This window comes from Haemophilus sp. SZY H53, assembly GCF_054332375.1.
This window is the reverse complement of sequence record NZ_JBTGNV010000005.1, coordinates 93,923-114,321: the sequence shown is the minus strand read 5'-3', so window position 1 is coordinate 114,321 and position 20,399 is coordinate 93,923. Positions and strand designations below refer to the sequence as shown.

Sequence of the window (20,399 nt, the reverse complement as noted above, 5' to 3'; positions counted from 1 at the left end):
AAGCTATCTCAAACCCAGAGAAAACCTATGATAATGTTGTGGTCTCGTTGAAAGATTGGGATGAGGCTTATGCGCGTGCTCTTCAAGAGAATCCAAAATTCGCGGGTGAAATGCAAGGTTAAGTTGCTTGAAGAAAAGGGCTTTTCAGTGACTAAAGCCAACATTCATAGCTGGCGACGGAAAAGCGGTAAGCCAAATTCTCGACCTGTTCCACACCGTATTTTATACGCTCTTTTTGAGCTTTTATTTGCTCAAAAAAATCAAAATCCTGATTTTTTTGAATATCCAAAAGAAATAAAAAGCGGCGAACAATAAAGAAAATTTTAATTTTCTTGTACTGCTATGTTCTGTATTGTACAATTTATGTTCCAAAATAATGAGCGGAGGATTTTAATATGTATGCTATTGCTTTCGATCTTGATACTGCAATGCTAAAAGAGCTATACCCTACTGAAAGTTGGCAGAATGCTTACGGTGATGTAAAAAAAGTGCTAGAAGCAGAAGGCTTTGATCATCAACAAGGTAGTGTTTATTTTGGTGGTGCAGATATGACAGCGGTTAAATGTGTTTTGGCTGCTCAAAAACTTTCTCAGTCTTATTCTTGGTTCAAGCCATCTGTATCAGATATTAGAATGTTGAGAATAGAAGAGCTTAATGATCTAGCTCCTGCATTGTAATTAAAGCTATATCTAAGCCCTAGTTATTTACTAGGGCTTTTTTATTTGGTGCTTCCCCTCCCTTTGGGTCGGGTCGGGCTATATTTTACGGCTGTATCCAACCACTTAATATGAGAAATAAACAAAGAAATAGGGATTTGGTTGTAATAAGCGGGAATAAGTGGTTCAAAACCTTATGAAACGGGGCTTTACGTGATGTAGAGCCTTTTTTATTGGGGAAAACCATATCGCGCAATGCTGGGGCGGTGAGGTGATTTATATCCCTCGTAATCTTGTTTTATTACTAAACGAACGCGACCGGAAGATTTTTAACGAGTTCAAAGATACAAATCACCGTGAACTCACACGAAAATACAACGTATCAATGCAGTGGATTTATCAGATAGTGAAAAAAATCACAAAAGAAGAAATCGCCCGACGCCAATTTGATATGTTCGGTAACGCATAACCGCTAAAAATTAGAAAAAACGTCCGAAAGGACGTTTTTTAATAACTCTGCATTTACCAAATAGGTGAATGAAAAATCAAAAACTAAAAAATAATTTATTGACTTTCTTATTTAATTGCTTAAAATTGGGAAATAAGAGAGACAAGGAGATAAAACTATGGCACTTACAGAATTCGGCAAAGCAGTCCGCAAAGCTCGGATTGATGCCGGTGAAACACTACTTAGTATGGCAGAGACTATCGGAGCCAGTCCAGCATTTTTAAGCGGAATGGAAACCGGTCGTAAAAAAGTCCCGACTGAATGGGTAGAAAAAATTGCTAACTACTTTAAAGACAAAAACGTACAAACTGAAGACTTGCAAGAATTGGCCCATATTTCTAATGACGCTATTCCTGTAGAAGGTTTGCCATTACAACAGCAAATGATGGTAGCAGGTTTCGCCAAATCTGCGATGACCGCAGAGCAACTCACCAAATTTGCCGAATTATTAAAAGAAATCCATTCAGAAAAGGGAGAGTAATGGATGAGTTTACAAAGTTTATTATACGAAATGAACGGCTTACGAGTAAAACCAATGACCAGAAATGAAATTGAAAAAATGGCGTTGCCTCTTGCTAAGCATTTGAAATTTACCAAATGGAATAAAGCACGCCAACGCTTTGATGATGTATTGGAAAATGTGGCAACGATTGTCAATCTTGAGATCCTGTCAGAGACCGAATGGCAGGAACTTACCCATAACTTCACCAAAGGGCATTTCAGCCCAAGCGAGTTTACCATTCGTATTCCTGAAAATACCTATATTCTTGCCTGTAAAGGCGATAAAGATTCACTCGAAATTGTGTTGCATGAACTCGGACACGTTTTTCTAATGCACCAAGCCTATTTACACAAAGCAGACGAGTCACCTACAATCAATGAAGATCCCGAATGGCAGGCAGACACCTTTGCAGAAATTATTTTAGAAGCAATGGGGTACTCAATTACACAAATCTCACTAGATTTCGGTCGGCTAGAAATGTAAAAACCCAATCATAAAGACTGGGTTTATAAGATTTAGTAAAGTATTGCAGTACTTTATTAAATAGTAAGCAAAAAAATCAGTTCCATAGGGCGTTACTGATTTTCTTAACCTGAAAGCAATGCGAAATTTTACTCTTTTAATAGATTTTCGCAAGGATTAAGTTTGTAAAATGAGATATTTCTCTCAAATTACAATAATAAATACGCCCTCCTAACAATATAGGAGGCTTCAAATGGTATTTGAAACTAACCCTAATGGTGAACAGGTGGCAGTGATTTTTACTCCATATATCACTAAAAAAGGTAAGCGAATTTATCATCCTCACGGCGGTGTTTTCCGCATTGAGATCCCAATGGATAAATATCGTAACCATTAATTCAAAGGCTGTCTTATGACAGCCTTTTTCTTTAAACTCCTTTAATATAGCAACCCACCATTATTTCTTAAAATTTCTTTACGTAATATTAAAGAGGTTTAAAGAAATATCTCTATCACTTCCTATCACCAAAATCGTGATCCATTGTTCCGCCACAAAAAACGGCAAATCATTACGCACGGCAATACAAACCACCGCGCAACGTATCGACGAATGGCATAAACAACGCGGTTTTAAGCGTAGCCCCGTGTTAGCCAAACAATTCAATCCACATTTGCAACACCTAAGCTATCACTATGTATCGGCAAACATACCGAAATTACACTGACACCGACCATAAATAACCATAATGTGATTAGTTCCGGGCAGGTCATCGCTAAATTACAGACCGCCGTTGAAAAAGTTGATCCTCAAGACTTATCTAGTATGACCATGCCAATGGTAAAAACCCATTTGACAGAAGTGCGTTTACCACAGGCCAGCCTGTATAAAATCAACCCAGATGCTCCGAACGGCTATCTGGTGGAAACTGATCCAAAATTTACCGATCGTAAACGCTGGCTCAGTTCCGACTACATGTTTGAACAGCTTCGTTACAATCACGATAACGTACATAAACGTTTAACGTATTTATAGCAAAATATCTGTAATTTTGACCGCACTTTTCTAATCGATTACAATCCACTTATCCTAGCTCATGAAATTTTATTGTGAAAATTAAAACCTTATTAAAAAATGCGATTTCGCTCCTGCTGACGTTAATTATCGTGAGCAGTATTCTCGATTTTATTCGTAAACCCAATATTCCACCTGAAATCAATGCGACAGCACTTTATGATTTACAGGGGAATGCCTTCTTTTTACCTCAATTAGATCAAGCTAAGCCGACGATCATTTATTTCTGGGGAAGTTGGTGCGGCTATTGTCGTTATACTTCGCCAGCGATTAATTCACTTTCAGAAGAAGGCTATCCGGTAGTCTCTGTCGCGCTGCGTTCAGGGTCAAATAAGGACGTGGAAGATTATTTACAAACCCATCACTATCAGTTTACAACGGTGAATGATCCTCAAGGCAAAATTGCGGATCAATGGCAGGTGAATGTGACGCCGACCATTATTATTTTAAACAAAGGAAAAATGGATTTGGCCACAACAGGCTGGACAAGTTACTGGGGCTTAAAAGTGCGGTTGTTTTTCACAGAGTTTTTTGGCTAAGCGGCACAAAATCTATTACAATACACAGACTTATTTTAAAGAGGACAGAATTATGATTATCGTAACAGGTGGCGCCGGTTTTATCGGCAGTAATATCGTTAAAGCGCTAAACGATATGGGACGCAAAGATATTTTAGTGGTGGATAACTTAAAAGACGGGACTAAATTCATTAACTTAGTGGATCTTGATATCGCAGATTACTGTGATAAAGAAGACTTCATTGCGTCAATTATTGCCGGTGATGATTTAGGTGATATCGATGCAGTATTCCATGAAGGGGCTTGTTCAGCGACCACTGAATGGGACGGCAAATACATCATGCATAATAACTACGAATATTCAAAAGAGTTATTGCATTACTGTTTAGATCGTCAAATTCCGTTCTTATATGCATCAAGTGCAGCGACTTATGGCGACAAAACTGAATTCCGTGAAGAGCGTGAATTTGAAGGCCCGTTGAATGTATACGGTTATTCTAAATTCTTGTTCGACCAATATGTGCGTGCGATTTTACCTGAAGCGCAATCACCAGTATGTGGTTTCCGTTATTTCAACGTGTATGGTCCGCGTGAAGGTCACAAAGGTTCAATGGCGAGTGTCGCATTCCACTTAAATAACCAAATCTTGAAAGGCGAAAATCCAAAATTATTTGCAGGCAGTGAACACTTCCGCCGTGATTTCGTTTATGTAGGTGATGTGGCACAAGTCAACATTTGGTGCTGGCAAAATGGTATTTCGGGTATCTTTAACTGTGGTACCGGCAATGCAGAATCTTTCGCTGAAGTGGCGAAAGCGGTAATTAAATTCCACGGTAAAGGCGCAGTGGAAACCATTCCATTCCCAGAGCATTTGAAATCTCGCTATCAAGAATATACGCAAGCAGATTTAACGAAACTCCGCGCAACTGGCTACGACAAACCATTTAAAACCGTAGCGGAAGGTGTGGCCGAGTACATGGTGTGGTTAAATAAATAAAAATATTGAACAAATAATGTCGTTCAATACTAGAAAATGAATAAAGTGCGGTTAAAATTAATCTTATTTTTAGCCGCACTTTTGTTATAAGGTCAAGCATGAATATTTTAATTATCGGCCCATCTTGGGTCGGCGATATGATGATGTCGCACAGTTTGTATCAACAACTCAAACAGCAATATCCAAATTGCCAAATTGATGTGATGGCACCCAATTGGTGTAAACCGCTTTTAGCCCGTATGCCAGAAGTGCGTCATGCTATTGAAATGCCGCTTGGACACGGCAAGTTTGCCTTGTGTGAACGTTATCGTTTAGGTAAGGCATTGCGCAATCAATATGATATGGCAATCATATTACCAAACTCCTTGAAGTCAGCTTTTATTCCCGCCTTTGCAAAAATTGCGGTACGTCGAGGCTGGAAAGGGGAGAGCCGTTATTTCTTGCTTAACGATTTACGCAATAATAAACGTGATTATCCTATGATGGTGCAACGTTATGTCGCGTTAGCTTTTGAGCAAAATGCGGTACCGAAAGCGGCTGATATTCCTGTTCTAAAACCTTATTTAACCGTTGAGTCAACTCAACAAGCAGAAACCTTAAAAACATTTGAAAAACAGACCGCACTTTTAGGCGAACGTCCGATTATCGGGTTCTGTCCTGGGGCTGAATTTGGTCCAGCTAAACGTTGGCCGCATTATCATTATGCTAAGTTAGCAGAAATGCTGATTGAAAAAGGCTATGCGGTAGAATTATTTGGTTCACCAAAAGATGTGGAATCAGGAGAGCAAATTCGCAATGCATTACCTGCCGAGCTACAATCATTTTGTTTAAATTTAGCGGGACAAACTAACCTGAATCAAGCTGTGGATTTAATCGCTAACTGTACGGCAGTGGTGAGCAATGATAGCGGCTTAATGCATATTGCTGCTGCGACAGATCGTCCATTGGTTGCACTTTATGGCCCAACGAGCCCAACTTATACGCCACCATTATCTGATAAAGCTGTAATTATTCGTTTAATTGAAGGCGATTTAATTAAGGTGCGTAAAAGTACAGATAGCTCGGAAGGGTATCATCAAAGTTTGATTGATATTACGCCAGAAATGGCATTAGAAAAATTAGAGGCATTATTAGCAAAATGAACCCTCTACGCATACACTTACAATTAATCGGAATGGCCATTTTATGGGGCGCCTCTTGGCCTTGGGGACGAGTGGTTGCCCAAGCCATGCCGACATTTGTGGCTTCAAGTTTACGATTTTTGTTCGCGATTATTCCATTGTTGATTTGGTTGTATGTGGCTAATCGCTTTATTTATGTGAGAAAGCTTCGTCCTAACCAATGGTTTGGATTATTATTAACGGCTTTGCTTGGGATTTTTGGTTATTCGACTTTCTTTATTTGGGGCTTGAAATACGTGCCTGCAGGACAAGGAACGATGGTGGTTGCTTCGAATCCAGTCTTTACGATGTTTTTTGCTATTTTACTATTTAAAGAAAAATGGAATCGCTGGGTTGTATTAGGCATGATTATTGCAATTAGCGGTTCCCTATTAGCCATGACAAAAGGGAATCCAACTAATCTCTTACAAAATTTTGGATTCGGTCAAATGTTATTGCTTTGTGCTTTAGTTTGCTGGGTTGCTTATACTTTGTTGGCGCGTAAGGTATTAATTGGAATAGATTCCCTTACCGCGACCACAATTTCTTCCACTTTTGGTTTCTTCATGCTGACGTTGGCAGCGTTATGGACGGAAAATGCAGAAGATTGGGCAACCGTACTTCAATTAAATGGACCACAATGGTTTAGTTTACTTGGTCTTGCATTTGGTGCAACGGTATTAGCCTATGCATGGTATTTTGATGGGGTGAAATACTTAGGCGCAGGTAATGCCTCTGCTTATATTATTCTAGTGCCGATTTTAGGGATTTTATTCTCAGCCGTTTGGTTGAATGAACAAGTGGATTCCTCCTTAATTATTGGAGGCATTTTAGCCGTATCTGGACTTGGAATTATGCACTGGGGAAGAAGGTTAATTAAATGAAAGTATGTGTGATTAAGACTTCCTCTATGGGGGATGTGATTCATACTTTGCCGGCATTGACTGATGCACAGCGTGCTATTCCTAATCTCTCCATTGATTGGGTGGTGGAAGAGAATTTTGCCGAAATTCCACGTTGGCATTCGGCAGTGAAGCAAATCATTCCAATTGCCTTAAGACGCTGGCGAAAATCGCCTTTTTCGGCTCAGACCAAAAATGAGTGGAAATCTTACCGCACTTTATTACAAGCCAATCAATATGATGCTGTGATTGATGCGCAAGGGCTTTTTAAGAGCGCTTTTTTTGCGACACGCTTAGCCAATGGTGTCAAACATGGCTATGACCGCAAAAGTATCCGTGAGCCGATAGCTTCCTTGTTTTACGATAAAAAATATGTGATTTCTTATCAACAACATGCGGTAGAACGTATTCGTCAGCTTTTTGCTCAAGCACTATCTTATCCGTTGCCGATAGAAAAAGGGGATTATGGCATTGCACGTCATTTTATTTCCGTAAATTCTATTGAACCTTACGTGATTTTTTTTCACTCTACAACAAGAGATGAAAAGCATTGGTCAGAACGAGAATGGCGGAATTTAATCGAAAAACTGACCACACTTTCTATTCAAGTCCGTTTACCTTGGGGGAATGAAAAAGAAAAGGCGAGAGCAGAGCGATTAGCCACAGGTTTATCTCATGTGGTCGTTTTACCTAAACTTTCATTGAATGAATTGGCTGACCAAATAGCTAATGCGAAAGCCGTGGTGTCCGTGGATACAGGGCTTGCCCATTTGACAGCCGCACTGGATAAACCAAATATTACGCTTTATGGCGCAACAGATCCGACCTTAATTGGCTGTTATGGTCAAAATCAGCACTATTTAACAGCGAATTCAATGGAAAATATTACCTCAGACCAAGTATTTTCTGCGCTTAATTTATTAACTAAATAGGCGATAAAATAATCGAATATGTATTTATCTGGATTGATTTTAGTCAAAATATTGCCTATTTTCTGATAGTTAGAAAAATTTAGGGTTGACCATTTAGGTTGTAGTGTATAAACTGCAAAAAGTTCAATTTTTTAATAAACTTCATTAAATAATAGGGAAAGCGTTATGAAAAAAACACTTCTTGCTTTATCTGTAGCGGCATTAGCAGCAGGTTCTGCACAAGCTTATAACTTCCACATTGACCAAACTGGTACAGATGTTGATTTTTACGGTTCTTTACGTGTTAAATGGGAAAGCACCTCTAACAAAACTAACTATGTAGCGGGCGGTGAAAGCAAAGAGCACATCAACCATGCAGTTGATAACGATGGTTCACGTTTTGGCTTTAAATTAAAACAAAGTTTAGGTGGCGATTTCTATGCTTTAGGTCGTGCGGAATGGCGTATGCGTGGTGAAGCGCCTTCACAACATGATTTTGACCATGTTTATACTCGTCAACTTTATGCTGGTTTTGGCCACAAACAATTCGGTGAGTTAACTTACGGTAACATGGTAACTATCACTGATGAAGTAACACAAAGTGATTTAGCAAATACTTATAGCTTGACTGATGGTTTATTAGAGACTTCAGCTCGTCGTGTAGCACAATATGTTTATAATGGTGACTACGGCTCAAATAAAGTGAAATTTGGTGCGTACTATGGCGGTTCAAGCAAACGTGACATCAAAAACGTAGATTTAAAAAATAACCGTAAAAACACTTGGGGTACAGGTCTTATCTTTGATCATGAAATTGATAGTATCCAAAATGTAACTGTCGCAGCAGGTTTCACTCGTGAAATTTCTGAAAATGCTGACAAAACAGCATACTACAGCAATGCTTATGCTTTAGGCTTAGCATATAACTTTGTTCACACTACTTATGGTTTAGACTTTGCTCACAAAGATACTAAAAATAAAGATGGCGCAGGTAACAAGGTAAAAAATAATGAAGTAACCGCAGTAATTCGCCAAGGTTTAAATGAAGACTGGAACGTATATGCAATGTATTCTTATAAAACTGAGAAAACGTTACCTGTGGGTTCTGCATATTCCAAATCAACAGATCGCCAATTCTTAGTGGGTACTGAATACTATGTGTATAATCAAGGTTCATTAAAAGTTAAACCATTCATTGAATGGCAAGCGACTCGTACTAAATACGAGAATACCTTTGATGACGCAGGTAAACAGCTTGATCGTAGCCGTGATTTCAAAACTGTTATCGGTTTACGTGCATACTGGTAATTTATCAGTTTAATTTTATAAAGTGAGCGGATAGTGAAAGCTATCCGCTTTTCTTTTTGGCTTGTAATTTTGATTTTCACCCCCATAATACTGCTCAGGCGCAAAGTGCGGTAACAAAATGACATCTTTTTTGAATGTTTACGATTTATTCGAAAAATTGACCGCGCTTTTTACTCAAAGAATAAATAGGAACAAATAATGAATTACACTCAAGACAATGACAAACTTTACCGCTACCTTTTCCAAAACCGTGCCGTGCGTGGTGAATGGGTGCGATTAAATCAAACTTTTACTGATACGTTGAATACTCATCATTATCCAAAAGCGGTACAAAACTTATTAGGTGAGATGATGGTGGCGACTAATTTATTGACTGCAACATTAAAATTTAACGGTAATATTACTGTTCAAATTCAAGGTGATGGTCCATTAAAATTAGCTTTAGTAAATGGTAATGACCAACAACAGATCCGTGCATTAGCACGTGTACAAGGCGATATTCAAGACGGTATGAGCCTTCATGATATGATCGGCAAAGGCGTATTAGTGATTACGATTGCTCCAACTGAAGGTGAGCGGTATCAAGGCGTTATCGGTTTAGATAAACCAACGATTACGGAATGTTTAGAAGACTATTTTGTTCGTTCAGAACAATTACAAACTCAGCTTATTATTCGCACGGGTGAATATGAAGGCAAACCAGTTGCTGCAGGAATGTTGCTACAGATTATGCCAGATGGCCAAGGTACACCAGAGGATTTTGAGCATTTAACTACGTTAGCTGCAACCGTAAAAGATGAGGAGTTATTTGGATTACCCGCAGAAGAATTGCTTTATCGCTTATATCACGAAGAAGTGGTGGAAGTTTTTGAACCACAATCAGTTTCTTTCTTCTGTGGTTGCTCACCTGAGCGTTCAGGGGCAGCATTATTACTGATTCCAGAAGCTGAAATTGAGGAAATCTTAGAAGAGCATAAAGGCAGCATTGATATGCAGTGTGAATGTTGTGGCACGCATTACTTCTTCAATAAAGAAGCAATCAATAAACTCAAACAAGCACAATAAGAAAAATCCCCGTTCATGATAACGGGCATTTTTTTATGGATGTTTTATTGTTGCACTTGTTCCAAGCAATGTTTGATTGCGTCAGGAATTGAGCCACCGTGGTTTTTATTGGGAATGGAAATAAACGCCACGGAATTTCCTTGTTTTTCCAATATTCCCGCCAGTTGATGCGCATTGATTGTTCGCATTTGTTTCCGTTGATTAATACGCTGTAATTGCTCTTCAGTGATATTAGGATCCTGTTCAGGATGTTCTTCGTAAGAGCCTAATGTAATCAAAATATGTGATGGTTTTTGGCTAATCCAAGATTCATTTTGAGGCAAAAATGAGCCATTTCCCCACCAAAGGGAAGGGCTTGCCAATGTGTAATGTTGAAATAAATCTGGTTGATGGAAGAGCACATACAATCCAAATAATCCCCCAAAAGAATGACCAAAGAAATATTGTTTTTCTTTATTTATATTGAAATGCTGCTCAATGTAAGGTTTAACATCTTCTTGAATAAAACGTAAAAAATCGGCAGCTTTCCCTCCTTTGGCAAATTCAGCACCTTCAGCCGGAAACGTGTAGTCTCTTGTACGTTCCTCAATGGCGTAAGCTTTATCAGATACATAACCGATACCGACAATAAGAGGGAGAGGTTTGTTAGGATTGACCGCATTCACTGCGATTGGAAATTGAGCGTTACCATCTAGCGTATAAAGTGCGGTCAGTTTTTTCGACGTTTTCGGTGGAACAGCAATAAACAAACGATAATGCTTACTTTCAAAAGTAAAATCTTTTTGTTGAATTTGATACATTTTTTTCATGCTTTCTTGAATAGGTGGAATTTTAAAATCGGGTTCAGCTTGCGCGCTTTGCGTACACATCAGCAGGAAAAATAAAAAGGGTAAACGCAGAAATGAGAACATGGTTATCCGGTCTTAATTTGAGAATGGTTATCACTATATAGTAAAAGTAAAGGTGAAATCAACCGCACTTCATCTTGGCTCCCAAAAACACCCTAAAAATAGGTAGAAATTTTCAATGAATGTTCAAAAATTTGATCTAGTTAACATTTTTTTTCTGGCAATTCCCCTACAATAACCACAGGAAAAATTTTTAAACTTTAATCAAGAGGTGAACTATGACTGACATTAAAAATGTAATTAAAGAACTTGAAGCCATTGGTATTCATGATGTAAAAGAAGTGGTTTATAACCCAAGCTATGAACAACTTTTTGAAGAAGAAACCAAACCTGGCTTAGAAGGCTTTGAAAAAGGTACACTTACCACAACTGGAGCGGTGGCTGTTGATACAGGGATCTTTACCGGTCGTTCGCCGAAAGATAAATACATCGTTTTAGATGATACCACAAAAGATACTGTGTGGTGGACTTCTGATGTGGCGAAAAACGATAACAAACCAATGACTCAAGAAACTTGGTCAAGCTTGAAAGGTCTTGTGACTAAACAACTTTCTGGTAAACGTTTATTCGTGGTTGATGGTTTCTGTGGCGCAAGTGAACAAGACCGTATCGCAGTACGTATTGTGACTGAAGTAGCATGGCAAGCACACTTTGTGAAAAATATGTTCATTCGTCCTACAGAAGAACAATTAAAAACCTTTAAACCTGATTTCGTGGTAATGAATGGTTCTAAATGCACCAACCCGAACTGGAAAGAACAAGGTTTGAACTCTGAAAACTTCGTTGCATTCAACTTAACTGAGCGTATCCAATTAATCGGTGGTACTTGGTACGGCGGCGAAATGAAGAAAGGTATGTTCTCAATGATGAACTACTTCCTACCACTTAAAGGTGTAGGTGCAATGCACTGTTCTGCTAACGTAGGTAAAGACGGTGATGTAGCAGTGTTCTTCGGTTTATCAGGTACAGGTAAAACCACCCTTTCCACTGATCCAAAACGTGAATTAATCGGTGACGATGAGCACGGTTGGGATGATGTAGGTATCTTCAACTTTGAAGGTGGTTGCTATGCGAAAACTATCCATCTTTCAGAAGAAAATGAGCCGGATATTTATCGTGCAATCCGTCGCGATGCGTTATTAGAAAACGTAGTGGTTCGTGCTGATGGTTCAGTTGATTTCGATGATGGTTCTAAAACTGAAAATACTCGAGTGTCTTACCCAATTTATCACATTGATAATATTGTTAAACCAGTATCTCGTGCTGGTCACGCAACGAAAGTAATTTTCTTAACTGCGGACGCATTCGGTGTATTACCTCCTGTGTCTAAATTGACACCAGAGCAAACTAAATACTACTTCTTATCTGGTTTCACCGCTAAATTAGCTGGTACAGAGCGTGGTATTACTGAGCCAACTCCAACCTTCTCAGCATGTTTCGGTGCGGCGTTCTTAACTCTTCACCCAACACAATATGCTCAAGTGTTAGTGAAACGTATGCAAGCTGCTGGTGCAGAAGCTTACTTAGTTAATACCGGTTGGAACGGTACAGGTAAACGTATCTCAATCAAAGATACTCGTGGTATTATCGATGCCATCTTAGATGGTTCTATCGAAAAAGCAGAAATGGGCGAGTTACCAATCTTTAACTTAGCGATTCCAAAAGCATTACCAGGTGTAGATCCAGCGATCTTAGACCCACGTGATACTTATGCGGATAAAGCTCAATGGCAAGCTAAAGCTGAAGATCTTGCAGGTCGTTTCGTGAAAAACTTCGAAAAATATGCGACTAACGCAGAAGGTAAAGCGCTTATCGCAGCAGGTCCAAAAGCTTAATTAGAGAATATAGTTATCTAATTAAACATTTCTAAAAATAACCGCACTTTGGTTTTTAAATCAAAGCGCGGTTTTTTATATTAATTTTTTATGTGAATGATATTTTCTGATATGGTGAGAAGAGACCAATATTGTTACTACCCTACAATAAAGCTTTATATTTAGAGAAGTGATAGTAGGTTATTTCAAAATAAACATTGGTGTATTGCTGATAGGATCACGATGAATAATGACATCTAAATCAAACACATCCTTCAGCAACTCTTCGGTCATGACTTCATCAGGTGTGCCTTGTGCCATTACTGCACCTTTTTTCATGACGATTAAGTGATCGCAATAGCGGCAGGCTTGGTTGAGGTCATGTAACACCGTAATCACGGTTTTTCCGTTTTGTTGCATTTGTCGCATCATGCCCATGAGTTCAGCTTGGCGGTTTAAATCCAGATAAGTGGTAGGCTCATCGAGTAGCACTAATTCAGCATCTTGCGCAAGAGTCATGGCTAAGAAGACGCGTTGTTGCTGACCACCAGATAAATCAGAAACCAACTGTTCGGCAAGTTCAGCAGTTTGTGTTTGATCCATCGCCCAAGTGACCAATTCTTCATCTTTTTGGCTGAGTTTGCCCCAGAGATTTAAGTAAGGCGAACGCCCGTAGGCGATCAATTCCCGCACTTTAATCCCTTCGGGTACCAAGTGTTGCTGCGGGAGAAAAGCCAATTCTTGGGCATATTCTTTAGGGCTTTTTTGCCAAATATCCTGACCTTTATGAGTGATTGAGCCTTGCTTCGGTTTGAGCAAGCGAGCCACCGCTTTTAATGTGGTGGACTTACAGCAACCATTTGGGCCGATTAATGCAATCACTTTATTTTTCGGGAATTTTAGCGACAGATTTTTAACCACGAGTTTATCTTGATAACCTAAAGATAAATTATTGATTTCAATGCTCATTATTTAGTTCTCATCAATAAGTAGAAGAAATATGGCGCACCGATAATTGCAGTCAGAATGCCCGCGGGGAGTTCAGTTGGTGGGTCAATCACCCGCGCCAAAATATCCGAAAGTTGTAATAAGAGGGCGCCAATAATCAAGGCCGCCGGTAATAGGGTGCGATGTCTGCCACCGACTAAACGACGAGCAAGATGCGGAGCAACTAATCCTAAAAAGGCAATTGGACCACAAATTGCCACAGCTGTAGTGGAAAGGGCTACCGCTAACACTAAAACGCTAATTTGCACTTTATTTACGGTTACGCCCAAGGTGGAGGCTTTGTTTTCACCTAAACCAAGGGTATCTAGATCGTGACAGAAAATAAATGGCAAGGGCAGTAATACTACTAACCATGGCAATACCACATTCAAATAAGACCAGCTGCGCCCCCACAGGCTTCCTGTGAGCCATAACATAGCCGTGTTGATCTCGACCGGATTGGTAAGCATCAAATAATGACTAATGGCTGCCCACAATGCGGAAAGTGCAACTCCAATGATTGCCATTTTGATAGGGCGGAAGTTAAAGCCGCATACGATCCATAAAATAACAAAAGATAGCACACCACCTAAAAAGGCAAAAATCGGCATCCAGTAAAATGCTAAGTTTGGCAAGAACATCAATACCGAAACAGCAATTAACCCCGCTGCATTGTTAATCCCCAAAATATCGGGAGAGGCAAGTGGATTACGCACCACGCTTTGTACGAGCACACCAGAAATCGCTAAGGCGCCGCCTAATAAAATCGCTAATACCGCACGGGGTAGGCGATATTCCATCAAGGTAAAATAGTTTTTATCATCAGGCTGAAAGGCCGCCCAAATTTCCTCAAAGGAAAGCGTATAAGTGCCAAGGCGAATACTCAACCCAAAGAGTAGTACCATTAGACTAAGCGTGACGACATAAAAGCCGATAGCGCGAAAAGATACATGAGAAGCTCGCATTAGTGTCTTCCTCTGGCAAATAATACAAAGACTGGTGCACCGATTAAGGCAAGCACCGCACCGGCAGGCACTTCGCTAGGGAAGTTGACCGCGCGGGCAATGGTATCTGCAGCCAGCATTAAAATTGCGCCGAGTAACATCGCCATGGGGAGCGATTTTCGCAAGTCATAACCAATCCAATAGCGGGCAAGATGGGGCACGAGTAAGCCAATAAAGGCTACGGGGCCGGCAACACTCACACTAGAACCCACAATCAATAACGCCATGATGTTAGCGTACCAACGTAAACGGAAGAGATTGATGCCTAGTGAACGAGCGGATTCATCGCTTAAATTGAGTAAGTTCAAACGGCTGGCAAAAAACAGGCAGAAAAGTGCGGTCAAAATAAAGAACGGAAATAACGTCAATAATTCATTCCAACGGGCATGTGCAATGCCGCCAGCTAGCCAACTCATAATACCGAAGGCATGATCTTCTGCGATAATGAGCACCAATTTCGTCAGAGCTGCACACAGTAGTGATACGGCAATCCCCGCTAAAATCACTCGGCTACGATCTCCACTGTTGTCTTTCCATCCGTTGCTGATCAGCATCACTACAAACCAACTCAGACCACCACCGATACTGGCAACTAAGGCAATGCTATAACCAGAAAGAATCAAGGGGCTAAACGCACTGGCGGTCACCATGGCAAGACTGGCTCCCGAGTTCACGCTGAGTAATGTAGGTGAGGCTAGTGGGTTGCGCGTAATGGTTTGTAACAACGCCCCCGCCACCGCAAGATTGGCACCTAAAATCATGCCAACTAATGCTCGAGGTAGGCGTAAATCGGTTACCGTAATTTTGGCAATTTCATCGCCATCGGGGAGGAACGCTTGTAACGCTGCAAGCGGTCGAATTTCGATGGGATAATACAAAAACAGGCTTCCCCATAATAGGAAAGCCAGAATGATAAGGGGAAGTCCCCAACGGAAAGTGGACTTCATCATTATTTTTGTTTCACGAAACCTTCAATTTGTTTTGCCATAATTTTGCTCGCTTCTAAGCCGCGGCCACGCGCCCACATGTCGGCGTCAACGCTGTAAACATGATTTGCTTTTACGGCAGGAATGGCTTTCCAAAGTGGCTCGGCTTCCCATTTGCGCGCAATACTTTCATCACGGTAATGGGCGATGAACAAGTATTCCGGTTTTTCCATTACTAATTGTTCAAGGTTGATTTCCACGAAAGCCTGATCGCTATTGAGTTTGGTTGGGGCAAAACCTAATGTCGTTAAGAAACTACCCACATAGCCATTGTCATTTTGGATATTAAATTTATCTTCTCGGGAAGTACCAAATGAGGCTTTTTTGCCTTGTACACCTAGATTTTTTGCAATGTTGGCAATGTAATCATTATGTTCATTGATCTTCGCTTTCATTTCAGCGCTTTGACCCACTAAATCACCAATTTTTTGTGCTGTTTCAAGGTTTTCTTGATAGCTTTCATGACGAGAATCGAACATCACCGTTGGCGCAATTTTTTTCAATTCTTCAAACACCGCTGTGTGACGGGAAGGATCGGCAATAATTAAATCGGGTTTGAGAGAAGCAATCACTTCAAGGCTTGGCTGAGAACGCGTGCCAACGGATTGCCATGCAGCAATTTTTTCGCGTACTTGCGGCAGAATACGATCGACTTTGTTATCGTCGGCCACACCCACTGGGCTTACACCCACTTGGGCTAACGCATCCACAAAAGAATATTCCAACGCCACAACACGGCTTGGGGTTTTATCAAGGGTAAATTCGCCCTTTGCATCTTTAATCGTCACAGCACTAGCAAATGCAGATGCCATCAATAATGCGGAAGCTAAAGTGGTTTTTAATAATTTTTTCATGTTGTGTCCTCAATAATAAAAAGCGTTTGGATTATACATCCAAACAATGTTATTGAGAATAGTTATATTTTAGCTATTTGGTCGGATTTCTCTATTTCGCCCGCATTCTAGCAAGCAAACTGACGGCAACAATAATGACTAATGAACCAATCCAGAAATTTAGGCTTGGTACGTTATCCCAGAAGAACCAGTCACAGATGCTGGAAAAAATGACACCGGTAAAAGCAAAAGGCGTAATGACATTCGCTGGCGCGTATTTAAAGGCACGAGTGAGTAATAATTGGAAAATAAGCCCGAATCCGCCCACCAAAAGCAGTAATGTAAATCCATGTAATGTTGGCATTTTCCACTGTGCGATAAAAAAGAGTGGCAATAAAATAGAACCTAATAAGTGGAAGTAAAACACGATATTTTTAGGCGAATTGTGTTTATTGAGCTCTTGTAAGCTGATAAATGCCATCGCAGCCAAGACTGCCGCACCCAAAGCATAGCCTACATGGAGAGGATTGATATTCATTGAGCCGTTGGTCAGCATAATGATAGATACACCAATAAAACCCATAAAACTGCAAGCTAATACTTTTAATGGTGTTCTGACTTTAAAGAAAAACAGCAATAAAGGCACAAAAAGTGTGGACGTATTCATCAATAAAACCGCAATGGAAATCGGTAAATATTTAATAGCGTAGAAGGTTAATAACATACTGGCTATGCCGGCGAGGTTACGCAAAACGAGAAACTTCCATTGGGACATATCGACTTTGAAATCTCCATCTTTAATTAAAAAGGGTAAGAGAAACACAAAACCAATAAAGAAGCGGGAAAATAAAATTTCACTGGACGGTAATTCATCAGAGGCGTATTTTACAAATACGCCCATTAAGGCAATGCTGATGTAAGCTAATACCATACAAACAACAGCTTTTTGATAATTATTGCGGAGATGTATGTTTGGCATAAGGGTTCCTTGCACAAAGTGCGGTAAAAATTGCCTTATTTTGTAAGAAAATGGGCTTGTATTCGTCTAATGAAATGTAATCTTAAGATATTTTCTATAATAAGGAAAGAAAATGAAATATACAAAAACATTTCTCATATTGACCGCACTTTTTAGCGGTTTGCAAAGTAGTTTAACGTATGCTGATCACACAGAATCATCAAAGGAGCAAAAAATGACAATGGAAAGTAAACAAGAACAACAAATTATTTATCTTGCAGGTGGCTGCTTTTGGGGATTAGAAGCTTATATGGAACGCATTCAAGGCGTGACCGATGCTGTTTCGGGCTATGCTAATGGAAAAGGTGATACCACTAACTACCAATTATTGCATGCGACAGATCATGCGGAAACGGTGAAAGTCACTTACGATCCAAATAAAATTTCGCTAGATAAATTGCTGCAATATTATTTTCGCGTGATCGATCCAACCAGTATTAACAAACAAGGTAATGATCGTGGCAGACAATATCGCACCGGCATTTATTATCAAAATGAGCAAGATAAAGCGGTTATTGAAGAGGCATTGAAAACCTTACAAAGTAAATATCAAGCGCCGATTCAAATTGAAGTAGAACCGCTGAAAAATTATGTGGAGGCGGAAGAGTATCATCAGGATTATCTCAAGAAGAATCCGAATGGTTATTGTCATATCGACATCAAAAAAGCCGATGAGCCATTAATTGATGATAAAAAATACCCAAAACCAAGTGATGCAGAATTAAAGCAAAAATTGACCGCACTTCAATATGATGTGACGCAAGGCAAACATACCGAACGCTCTTTTAGTAACGAATATTGGGATAATTTCGCGCCGGGTATTTATGTGGATATTACCACGGGAGAGCCGTTATTTTCTTCTAAAGATAAATTTGAATCGGGCTGTGGTTGGCCAAGTTTTACTAAACCGATTGCCGCTGAAGTGGCGGAGTATCAAAGAGACAATAGCTTTAATATGACTCGTATTGAGGTGTTAAGTCGTAGTGGTCATGCCCATTTAGGTCATGTGTTTGACGATGGTCCGCGTGATAAAGGTGGCTTACGTTATTGTATCAATAGCGCATCAATTAAGTTTATTCCATTGGGTGAAATGGAAAAACAAGGTTATGGTGATTTGATTCCTTTTGTGAAATAAGAGGGTAAAATGAGAAAAATATTGATCGTACTTTTATTGTTTTTGAGTCCATTAAGCTTTGCGCAAGAGAAGGTGTCTTTGGCGGATATTTCCTTGAAGACATTGGATAACCAAACCGTCACCTTATCACAATATCAAGGCAAACCGCTTTATATCAAAATGTGGGCATCTTGGTGTCCAATTTGCTTGGCGGGTTTAGCGGAAATTGACGATCTTAGTGCAGAAAAAAATCTTGATTTTAATGTGATTACGATTGCCTCACCTGGACAAAAGAACGAACAAAATAGCCCAAAATTTATCAATTGGTATAAAGGTCTGGATTACAAAAATATTACCGTATTATTGGATGAAAATGGAGAAATTATTAAACGTGCTAATGTATTAGGCTATCCGTTTAATTTGCTATTGGATAAAGATTTAAACCTTATTAAAGCACAACCAGGTCATTTGAATTCAGATCAAATTAAACAATTTGTGAAGGAATAAAAAAAGTGCGGTCAGATCATTTTGGACCGCACTTTCATTGAGACGTTATCAATTGGTTTTCAATTTATTCCAGTATTTTTCATAAATATCAACCGCCTCACCCACATCGCCTTGCATAATACCTTTTTCAACATTTTCAGCCGATGGGAATAAGGTTGGGTTATTGGCCATTTCAGGTGAAAGCAATGCTTTTACGCCTTCATTTGGCATAGAGAAGCCCATTTTCTCCACTACTAATTTCGCATTTTCAGGACGAAGTAAGAAGTCGATAAATTTATACGCGCCTTCAACATTGTTCGCACCCTTTGGAATCGCATAGTTATCCATCCAGAAAACGGCACCTTCTTTTGGATACACAAATTGGAGGCTTGGGTTTTCTTTGTGTGCTAAATAAGCTGAACCGTTCCATAACATCCCGATAGACGCTTCACCTTGTACATACGGCACTTCTGGCGAATCAGAGTTAAAGGTCACCACATTTGGTAATAATTTCACTAAGCGCTCATAAGCCGCTTTGATCTCTTCTTCATTTGTAGTATTTGGTGATTTTCCGTCTAAGACTAATGCGATATGGAACACTTCACGTGCATCACTGGTTAATAATACTTTGCCTTTATATTCTGGGTTCCATAAATCCGCCCAGCTTGTGATTTTGCTTGGATCAATATCATCTGCATTCACGCCGATACCGGTTAAGCCATAAACATAAGGCAGAGAATATTTGTTATTTGGGTCAAATTCCTTATTTAATAAGTTTGCCGGAATTTGTTTAAAATTACTTAATTTGCTGTGATCAAGCTCTTGTAACATATTTTCTTTCGCCATTTTATTGACGTAATAGCTTGATGGGAAAACTAAATCATAACCGCTGCCTGTACTAGAGGTCAGCTTCAATTTAGCATACATTTCTTCATTACTTTCAAACGTAGAATAAATCACTTCGATGCCCGTTTCTTTGGTAAATTCTGCAACCAAATTGGATGGGACATAGTCAGTCCAGTTGTAAACATACAATTTTTCAGCAGCAAGTGCTGCAGAGGTTGCAGCGAATGCAACTGCTGAAAGGCAAAGTGATTTGATGTATTGAACAGCATTTTTTTTCAATTTATTGACCTCCTCAGGACAATCAAAATAAACCCTAAGTAATTGTTTACTTATATAAACTTT

Annotated in this window: 23 protein-coding genes and 2 pseudogenes; 18 read left to right on the top strand and 7 right to left on the bottom strand. The window is 39.6% G+C overall.

Annotated features, from left to right (window positions below):
* Positions 1-69: 69 nt before the first annotated feature.
* The 15 genes and pseudogenes from ACXVWB_RS06325 (at position 70) to hslO (ending at position 10,061) form a co-directional block, all read left to right on the top strand.
* Positions 70-315 carry a hypothetical protein gene (locus tag ACXVWB_RS06325; protein ID WP_289902133.1) on the top strand — a complete coding sequence of 82 codons (246 nt, stop codon included), beginning with the start codon at positions 70-72 and terminating at the stop codon, positions 313-315.
* 80 nt (positions 316-395) lie between these two features.
* Positions 396-677, top strand: a complete 282-nt coding sequence (locus ACXVWB_RS06320; protein ID WP_128786747.1) for a virulence factor — start codon at positions 396-398, stop codon at positions 675-677.
* 220 nt (positions 678-897) lie between these two features.
* A pseudogene (locus tag ACXVWB_RS06315) lies at positions 898-1,125 on the top strand (Mor transcription activator family protein); the annotation flags it as partial.
* Between the two features lie 157 nt (positions 1,126-1,282).
* Positions 1,283-1,645 (top strand): helix-turn-helix domain-containing protein, encoded by a 363-nt coding sequence (locus tag ACXVWB_RS06310; protein ID WP_128786748.1) that lies wholly within the window; start codon positions 1,283-1,285, stop codon positions 1,643-1,645.
* 3 nt (positions 1,646-1,648) lie between these two features.
* On the top strand, positions 1,649-2,149 hold the full coding sequence (locus tag ACXVWB_RS06305; protein ID WP_128786749.1) for a toxin: 501 nt from the start codon (positions 1,649-1,651) through the stop codon (positions 2,147-2,149).
* A gap of 232 nt (positions 2,150-2,381) precedes the next feature.
* Positions 2,382-2,525 (top strand): hypothetical protein, encoded by a 144-nt coding sequence (locus ACXVWB_RS06300; protein WP_172621990.1) that lies wholly within the window; start codon positions 2,382-2,384, stop codon positions 2,523-2,525.
* 106 nt (positions 2,526-2,631) lie between these two features.
* A pseudogene (locus tag ACXVWB_RS06295) lies at positions 2,632-2,826 on the top strand (N-acetylmuramoyl-L-alanine amidase); the annotation flags it as partial.
* Positions 2,827-2,951: 125 nt separating this feature from the next.
* On the top strand, positions 2,952-3,161 hold the full coding sequence (locus ACXVWB_RS06290) for a hypothetical protein (protein ID WP_289902132.1): 210 nt from the start codon (positions 2,952-2,954) through the stop codon (positions 3,159-3,161).
* Between the two features lie 74 nt (positions 3,162-3,235).
* Positions 3,236-3,739, top strand: a complete 504-nt coding sequence (locus tag ACXVWB_RS06285; protein ID WP_128786751.1) for a protein disulfide oxidoreductase — start codon at positions 3,236-3,238, stop codon at positions 3,737-3,739.
* A 52-nt stretch (positions 3,740-3,791) separates the two neighbouring features.
* Positions 3,792-4,715 carry an ADP-glyceromanno-heptose 6-epimerase gene (gene rfaD / locus ACXVWB_RS06280; RefSeq protein ID WP_128786752.1) on the top strand — a complete coding sequence of 308 codons (924 nt, stop codon included), beginning with the start codon at positions 3,792-3,794 and terminating at the stop codon, positions 4,713-4,715.
* 98 nt (positions 4,716-4,813) lie between these two features.
* The gene (gene waaF, locus ACXVWB_RS06275; protein WP_289902131.1) at positions 4,814-5,857 is read left to right on the top strand and encodes a lipopolysaccharide heptosyltransferase II; all 1,044 of its coding nucleotides are present in this window, start codon (positions 4,814-4,816) and stop codon (positions 5,855-5,857) included.
* Complete coding sequence (locus tag ACXVWB_RS06270) at positions 5,854-6,759, top strand: DMT family transporter (RefSeq protein ID WP_289902130.1); 906 nt, start codon at positions 5,854-5,856, stop codon at positions 6,757-6,759. Before waaF ends, ACXVWB_RS06270 begins: the two co-directional genes overlap by 4 nt.
* Positions 6,756-7,709, top strand: coding sequence for a lipopolysaccharide heptosyltransferase RfaC (gene rfaC / locus ACXVWB_RS06265; protein ID WP_178161709.1), 954 nt, complete (start codon positions 6,756-6,758; stop codon positions 7,707-7,709). The genes ACXVWB_RS06270 and rfaC overlap by 4 nt, the downstream gene beginning before the upstream one ends.
* 165 nt (positions 7,710-7,874) lie before the next feature.
* Complete coding sequence (locus ACXVWB_RS06260) at positions 7,875-8,996, top strand: porin (protein WP_049381432.1); 1,122 nt, start codon at positions 7,875-7,877, stop codon at positions 8,994-8,996.
* A 198-nt stretch (positions 8,997-9,194) separates the two neighbouring features.
* On the top strand, positions 9,195-10,061 hold the full coding sequence (gene hslO, locus ACXVWB_RS06255) for an Hsp33 family molecular chaperone HslO (protein ID WP_049381434.1): 867 nt from the start codon (positions 9,195-9,197) through the stop codon (positions 10,059-10,061).
* A gap of 44 nt (positions 10,062-10,105) precedes the next feature.
* On the opposite strand, the gene ACXVWB_RS06250 is transcribed toward hslO, so the two are convergent.
* On the bottom strand, positions 10,106-10,930 hold the full coding sequence (locus tag ACXVWB_RS06250) for an alpha/beta hydrolase (RefSeq protein ID WP_289902168.1): 825 nt from the start codon (positions 10,928-10,930) through the stop codon (positions 10,106-10,108).
* Between the two features lie 257 nt (positions 10,931-11,187).
* On the opposite strand from ACXVWB_RS06250, the gene pckA reads away from it, so the two are divergent.
* The gene (gene pckA, locus ACXVWB_RS06245) at positions 11,188-12,804 is read left to right on the top strand and encodes a phosphoenolpyruvate carboxykinase (ATP) (protein WP_111315170.1); all 1,617 of its coding nucleotides are present in this window, start codon (positions 11,188-11,190) and stop codon (positions 12,802-12,804) included.
* 180 nt (positions 12,805-12,984) lie between these two features.
* Here the strand turns inward: pckA and fecE are convergent, their stop codons facing one another.
* From fecE to ACXVWB_RS06220, 5 genes are all read right to left on the bottom strand, one after another.
* The gene (fecE, locus tag ACXVWB_RS06240) at positions 12,985-13,752 is read right to left on the bottom strand and encodes a Fe(3+) dicitrate ABC transporter ATP-binding protein FecE (RefSeq protein ID WP_075916512.1); all 768 of its coding nucleotides are present in this window, start codon (positions 13,750-13,752) and stop codon (positions 12,985-12,987) included.
* A complete protein-coding gene (fecD, locus tag ACXVWB_RS06235) occupies positions 13,752-14,735 on the bottom strand; it encodes a Fe(3+) dicitrate ABC transporter permease subunit FecD (protein ID WP_075875608.1) in 984 nt (327 codons plus the stop codon). Before fecD ends, fecE begins: the two co-directional genes overlap by 1 nt.
* Positions 14,735-15,724: an iron-dicitrate ABC transporter permease FecC gene (gene fecC, locus ACXVWB_RS06230; RefSeq protein WP_005695169.1), complete on the bottom strand. Its 990-nt coding sequence runs from the start codon at positions 15,722-15,724 to the stop codon at positions 14,735-14,737. Before fecC ends, fecD begins: the two co-directional genes overlap by 1 nt.
* A complete protein-coding gene (locus ACXVWB_RS06225) occupies positions 15,724-16,614 on the bottom strand; it encodes a Fe(3+) dicitrate ABC transporter substrate-binding protein (protein WP_289902129.1) in 891 nt (296 codons plus the stop codon). Before ACXVWB_RS06225 ends, fecC begins: the two co-directional genes overlap by 1 nt.
* Positions 16,615-16,705: 91 nt before the next feature.
* A complete protein-coding gene (locus tag ACXVWB_RS06220) occupies positions 16,706-17,572 on the bottom strand; it encodes a DMT family transporter (RefSeq protein WP_289902128.1) in 867 nt (288 codons plus the stop codon).
* A 112-nt stretch (positions 17,573-17,684) separates the two neighbouring features.
* Here ACXVWB_RS06220 and msrAB point away from each other — a divergent pair, with 112 nt between their 5' ends.
* A complete protein-coding gene (msrAB, locus tag ACXVWB_RS06215) occupies positions 17,685-18,746 on the top strand; it encodes a bifunctional peptide-methionine (S)-S-oxide reductase MsrA/peptide-methionine (R)-S-oxide reductase MsrB (RefSeq protein WP_289902127.1) in 1,062 nt (353 codons plus the stop codon).
* 9 nt (positions 18,747-18,755) lie between these two features.
* Complete coding sequence (locus ACXVWB_RS06210) at positions 18,756-19,232, top strand: redoxin family protein (RefSeq protein ID WP_289902126.1); 477 nt, start codon at positions 18,756-18,758, stop codon at positions 19,230-19,232.
* Positions 19,233-19,280: 48 nt separating this feature from the next.
* On the opposite strand, the gene ACXVWB_RS06205 is transcribed toward ACXVWB_RS06210, so the two are convergent.
* Positions 19,281-20,312: an extracellular solute-binding protein gene (locus ACXVWB_RS06205; RefSeq protein WP_458472990.1), complete on the bottom strand. Its 1,032-nt coding sequence runs from the start codon at positions 20,310-20,312 to the stop codon at positions 19,281-19,283.
* Positions 20,313-20,399 lie beyond the last annotated feature (87 nt).